At 71.1% G+C, this 4,661-nt stretch carries 5 protein-coding genes and 2 riboswitches; of the genes, 1 reads left to right on the plus strand and 4 read right to left on the minus strand.

All coding sequences use genetic code 11. The features are described 5' to 3' along the window. Positions 1-366: 366 nt before the first annotated feature. On the plus strand, positions 367-1,056 hold the full coding sequence (locus IMZ11_RS41825) for a copper resistance protein CopC (RefSeq protein WP_228649023.1): 690 nt from the start codon (positions 367-369) through the stop codon (positions 1,054-1,056). Between the two features lie 163 nt (positions 1,057-1,219). Here IMZ11_RS41825 and IMZ11_RS41830 read toward each other — a convergent pair whose 3' ends face one another. Genes IMZ11_RS41830 through IMZ11_RS41845 form a run of 4 tightly spaced genes read right to left on the minus strand, consistent with a single transcriptional unit; the run spans position 1,220 to position 3,989 of the window. After that, complete coding sequence (locus tag IMZ11_RS41830) at positions 1,220-2,056, minus strand: energy-coupling factor ABC transporter ATP-binding protein (RefSeq protein ID WP_228649025.1); 837 nt, start codon at positions 2,054-2,056, stop codon at positions 1,220-1,222. 59 nt (positions 2,057-2,115) lie between these two features. After that, complete coding sequence (gene cbiQ / locus IMZ11_RS41835; RefSeq protein WP_228649027.1) at positions 2,116-2,865, minus strand: cobalt ECF transporter T component CbiQ; 750 nt, start codon at positions 2,863-2,865, stop codon at positions 2,116-2,118. Between the two features lie 9 nt (positions 2,866-2,874). Then, complete coding sequence (locus tag IMZ11_RS41840) at positions 2,875-3,291, minus strand: energy-coupling factor ABC transporter substrate-binding protein (protein ID WP_228649029.1); 417 nt, start codon at positions 3,289-3,291, stop codon at positions 2,875-2,877. Continuing rightward, on the minus strand, positions 3,288-3,989 hold the full coding sequence (locus IMZ11_RS41845; RefSeq protein ID WP_228649031.1) for an energy-coupling factor ABC transporter permease: 702 nt from the start codon (positions 3,987-3,989) through the stop codon (positions 3,288-3,290). The genes IMZ11_RS41840 and IMZ11_RS41845 overlap by 4 nt, the downstream gene beginning before the upstream one ends. A gap of 7 nt (positions 3,990-3,996) precedes the next feature. After that, positions 3,997-4,210, minus strand: a riboswitch (cobalamin riboswitch). A gap of 215 nt (positions 4,211-4,425) precedes the next feature. Continuing rightward, positions 4,426-4,545: riboswitch (cobalamin riboswitch) on the plus strand. The last annotated feature ends 116 nt before the right edge of the window (positions 4,546-4,661 follow it).

The following is a 4,661-nucleotide window of genomic DNA, read 5'->3' on the forward strand; positions in this document are numbered from 1 at the left end:
GTGATCGAGGTGCTCAATTACGTGATGGCGGCGGCGTCATCGCTGCTCAAATCCGTGATCGTCGACACCGGTAACGCCGTCCGAGCCCGGGCCGTACGTCGGCAGGGAGGTCGCGGCGGCGATCCACCGGCGCGGTCCGCCGCCGTGCCTCGCGCCGGTTATGTGTCGCTGAACGGCGTAGCCGCCGAACCCCCTGGAGATCCGCAGCGATCCGCTGTGATCTGTTTCAGGGGGCGATGGTCGCCGCGCGGCTGGACATGTCCAACGGCTGAGGGCCGGCGCGCCCGGTGATCGTACGCTCCGCGATGCGGCGGGAGCGTTTCAGCTTGCCCGGTATGGTCCGGGATTCCCGGTATGGAGTCAGTGATGGCATTGTTGCCACGGTTGTTCCGCGGCGGCCTCGTGGCCGCGCTCGGCTGCGGGTTCTTCCTCACCCTGACGGCTAACGCCGCGCACGCCCACGACAGCCTGAAGAGCAGTTCCCCCGCCCGGGACGCCCAGGTCGACGACCTCAAGGAGATCGAGCTCGACTACAGCGCCCAGGTCCGGTTCCCCGTCGTCGTCATGCGCGACGGTGCCGGAAAGGCGGTCGCGATCGGCACAGCGCGCGTCGACGGGTCCAAGGTTCTCGCCGACGTCACCGCCTCGTTGTCGCCGGGCGGCTACGTGATCGCCTGGCGCGTCGTCTCCTCGGACGGCCATCCCATCGAGGGGGAGATCCCGTTCACCGTGACCGGTTCGGGAAGCTCTGGCTCGGGAAGCTCTGTATCCGCCGTCCCGACGACCTCCATCTCCGCTTCGAGTGCCGCGGCCTCGACCGAGGGCTCAGCCGACGTCTCGCCTGAGCCCTCGCCCTCGGTCGCCGCTCCCACCACCATCGTCGCCCCGGCCGTACAGGCGTCCGCCTCGGCGGTGGGCGCGGGAGGGGCGTCGCGCAGCCCCGGCGGGTGGATCTGGGGCGGACTGGTCGCCCTCGCGGTGGTCGGACTGTTCGTCTGGCTGCGCAACAGCCGCGGCAATCCCCCTGGTCAGCCGGAGGAGCAGAGCCGGGCATAGGGCGGTCAACGGCGTCACGCGCTCACGAAGAAGACCACGACGGCAGCCTGGAGGGGCGGCGAGACGGGGCAAAACGGGCGGGCAGGCGAGACCGGCCACGGCACGAGCCACAGGACGAGCCACAGGTACGGCTGATCAGTGGCACGCTTCCCGGCGCCTGCCGTCAGGGCCGTGTTCCCGCCTCCAGGCGGAGCACCTCCTCGGGGCTGCGCGGATCGGGCGCGTCGGCGGGCAGGCCACCGACGGCGCGCAGCACCCGTCCCACCGCGGGACCCCACGCGGGACGGAGCGAGGCGTCGCGCAGCAGAGCCGAGTCGGTGAGCAGGCTGTCCGCCGCGCCGGTACGGAGCCTTCCTCGCGAGATGATCGCGGCCTCGTCGGCCCATCGGTGGGCGAAGTCGACGTCGTGCGTCGACGCGATGATCGTGGTCCCGCCCGCGCTCAGCCGCCGAAGGGTCGCCAGCAGCGCCTCGGCGCCCGCCGGATCGAGCCCGGCCGTGGGCTCGTCCAGGATGAGCACCAGCGGGCGGAGGGCGAGCGCCCCGGCGATGGCGACGCGCTTGCGCTGGCCGAAGGACAGCAGATGGGTGGGTTGTTCCGTCAGCGGGACGATCTCCATGTCCTCCAGCGCCGCGGTCACCCGCGCCGCCACGGCGGCCGGCGGCAGCCCGAGGTTCAGCGGGCCGAAGGAGACGTCCTGGCTGACGGTGGCGGCGAAGAGCTGGTCGTCCGGATCCTGGTGCACGAACTGGACCTGGGTACGGAACTCGCTCAGGGTCGTCCGCCCGTAGCCGAGTGGCCGGCCGTGCACCATGATCCGGCCCGCCGCCGGGCGGAGGCCCCCGCAGAGGAGGCGCAGCAGCGTGGTCTTCCCGCCCCCGTTGGGCCCGAGAACGGCGAGCGCGGTGCCCTGGGACACCTCCATGCTGAGTTCCGAGAAGACCGGGGGCGATCCCGGATACGAGTACGAGAGCCGGTCGGCGGCGAGCACCACGGTCATACGGCCACCCTTTCAGCCAGTGCTTCGGTCAGTGCTTCGAGTAATGCTTCGGGTAGAGCTCAGGCGACGGTGCACGCGGAGGTCAGCGCGAGGGTCAACCCGGCAGAAACGAGTCCGGGAAGCGGGGCCAGCGCCAGAAAGCGGCCGGTCAGGGGGAGGCTCTCGACGCTGACAGCGAGGCTTCCCGTGTAGCCGCGGTCGCTCAGTCCGGCCTCCAGACGGCGTGCCCGGTCGAAGGACAGGACGAAGACCTGGGCGGCCAGCCCGATGACCGATCTCCACTGGGTCCGCCACGACCGAGTGCCCAGCCGGTCCGCCTGAGCGCGTCGGATGGCGTTGACCGTCTCCAGCACCACGGACAGCATGCGGTAGACCAGCCCGGCCACCTCCGCGAGACCGGACAGGCCGGGCCGGCGCGCGATCCGGGGCAGCACGTCGGCCAGCGGGGTCGTCATGGCGAACAGGAGCTGGCAGAAGACGGCGGCCACGCAACGGCCGATCACCTCGCCCGCCCGGACCGCGCCGCCGGGTGCCCAGGCGAGCCCGGGCCCGTCGACGCTGATCAGGAAGGTCACCGAGCCGGTGACGATGAACGCCAGAGGGGCGCGCGCCGAGCGCAGGAACGCGCGCGGCGGTACGCGGGCCCAGCCCAGCGCGACCACGAGAGTGATCACCGCCGTGATGGGAGCACCCGGCCAGGGCGGCGACAGCAGGGCGCTCAGGAGCAGCCCTCCCGCCAGTACCGCCTTGGCCGCGGGATGGCGCCGCCGCCACGGACTCCGATAGGCGGCGACGTCGATGGCGAGCACGTGCCCGGCTCAGGAGGTAGGCGCGCCGGGTCCGGCGGCGTCGTGACCTGCCGCCGAACCCAGCATGGCGTGACCCGCGGCTGTGCGACCCGCGGCTGTGCGGTCCGGCGCTGTGTGACCCGCTGATGCGAGCCGCAGCTTGTTGCGGGTACGCGCGACGCCGAAGTAGTAACCGAGGAAACCGGCGCCGATCGCCGCCTGCAACGCGAACAGCGCGGACTCGATCTCCCCTGACGGAGGTTCGTACAGCGAGGCGAACCAGGGCTCGTAGTCCGGCGCGAGCTCGGTGATCGCCGTCTCCGCCTGCGCGTCCGCGCCGGTGAACGGCTCCTCCTTCCCCTCACCCGATCCGATCGCCAGCGGCAGTACGGCGAGCGCGGCGACGGCGGCCAGCAGCAACAGGTTGATGAGGACATTGCGCTTCACGACGCCACCTGTCCTTCCTTCAGGACGCGGAGCCGGATCAGCTCGGCCGCGCTGGTGGAGCGGAGCAGGCGCACGACGAGCACGGTGAGCAGCCCCTCGCTGACGGCGAGCGGGATCTGGGTCACCGCGAAGATCGCGCCGAACTTGGTCAGAGCGCCGGTGAAGCCGCCGGCCGGGTCCGGGAAGGCGAGCGCCAGCTGGGCCGACGTCACGCAGTACGTCACCAGGTCGGCGACGAAGGCTCCGGCGAAGACCGCGCCGAGCAGCCCTCCGCCCAGGCGCCGGACCAGCGTGTACGCGCCGTACCCGGCCCACGGTCCGACGATCGCCATGGAGAACGCGTTGGCCCCGAGCGTGGTGATCCCTCCGTGGGCCAGCAGCAACGCCTGGAACAGCAGGGTGATCGTGCCCAGCACGGTCATCACCGGCGGCCGGAACAGGATGGCTCCCAGGCCGGTGCCCGTGGGGTGCGAGCAACTGCCGGTGACCGAGGGGATCTTCAGCGCGGACAGGACGAAGCAGAAGGCGCCCGACGCTCCCAAGAGCAGCTTCGCCTCGGGGTTCTCCTTGATCTGACGATTGAGGCGAACGACACCGTGGACGACGAAGGGAGCGGCGGCGACCGTCCAGGCCGCCGCGTGCAAGGGAGGGAGGAATCCCTCGGCGATGTGCATGGTGAAACCCGACCTTTCCAGCACCTCGTGGATGGTGTTTCCGTGCCTTGGCCGGTCTCCTGGCTGACGGGTTGGCACATCTCGCTCGCCTTCCCAGGCGGCTGGCGCCCAGTGGCTTCCGCGTACGCGGATGAGTGAGACGATTCCCGATCACAGTGGCGAGGGCCGCGCCGGATTGGCGTCCCGGTTGGGGCGCGCACCGGACTTCCCGTTTGCCGAGGCGGGCTCAGCGTAAGCCTGATCTCCATTTAGCGACAAGGCGGGGTATCTGCCTACAACTCGCAGGTACGGGCCGGCCGGTGGGAGCGGCCCCGTACGAGCTGGTGTGCTCGGTCAGGGAAGCGTCACGGGTGCTGGAAGCCCTTGCCCTCCGCTCGGTCGTACGGCCCGGTCTGGCCGGTCGAGGCCGCTCGCCACCCGGTCACCGGAAAGTTGACGATCGCGAGCCCGGCGGGATACGTTCCCGAGGATTCGCGGTGGTCCGAGGGAAGTCCGGTGAGATGCCGGTGCGGTCGCGCCACTGTATCCGGAACGCGAGTTCCGGGAGCCAGGTCACTTGGCCGCCGCGTCCTCATCTGGCGGGACGCGTCATCCCAAGGAGGCATCGATGAGCGAGCCGACGACCTCGCATCCCCGTCCCTTCTCCGTCCGGGGACGACGGCTCCCGACGGTCTCCCCACCCGCCGTCCCCCGTCG

The sequence above is a fragment of the Microtetraspora sp. AC03309 genome (assembly GCF_020826795.1).
In the GTDB taxonomy this organism is placed as follows: Bacteria; Actinomycetota; Actinomycetes; order Streptosporangiales; family Streptosporangiaceae; genus Microtetraspora; species Microtetraspora glauca.

What these genes read in the sequence shown, in the direction of transcription:
- IMZ11_RS41825 (WP_228649023.1), top strand. Translation starts at nt 367, where the DNA reads ATGGCATTGTTGCCACGGTTGTTCCGCGGCGGCCTCGTGGCCGCGCTC.
- IMZ11_RS41830 (WP_228649025.1), bottom strand. Translation starts at nt 2,056, where the DNA reads ATGACCGTGGTGCTCGCCGCCGACCGGCTCTCGTACTCGTATCCGGGA.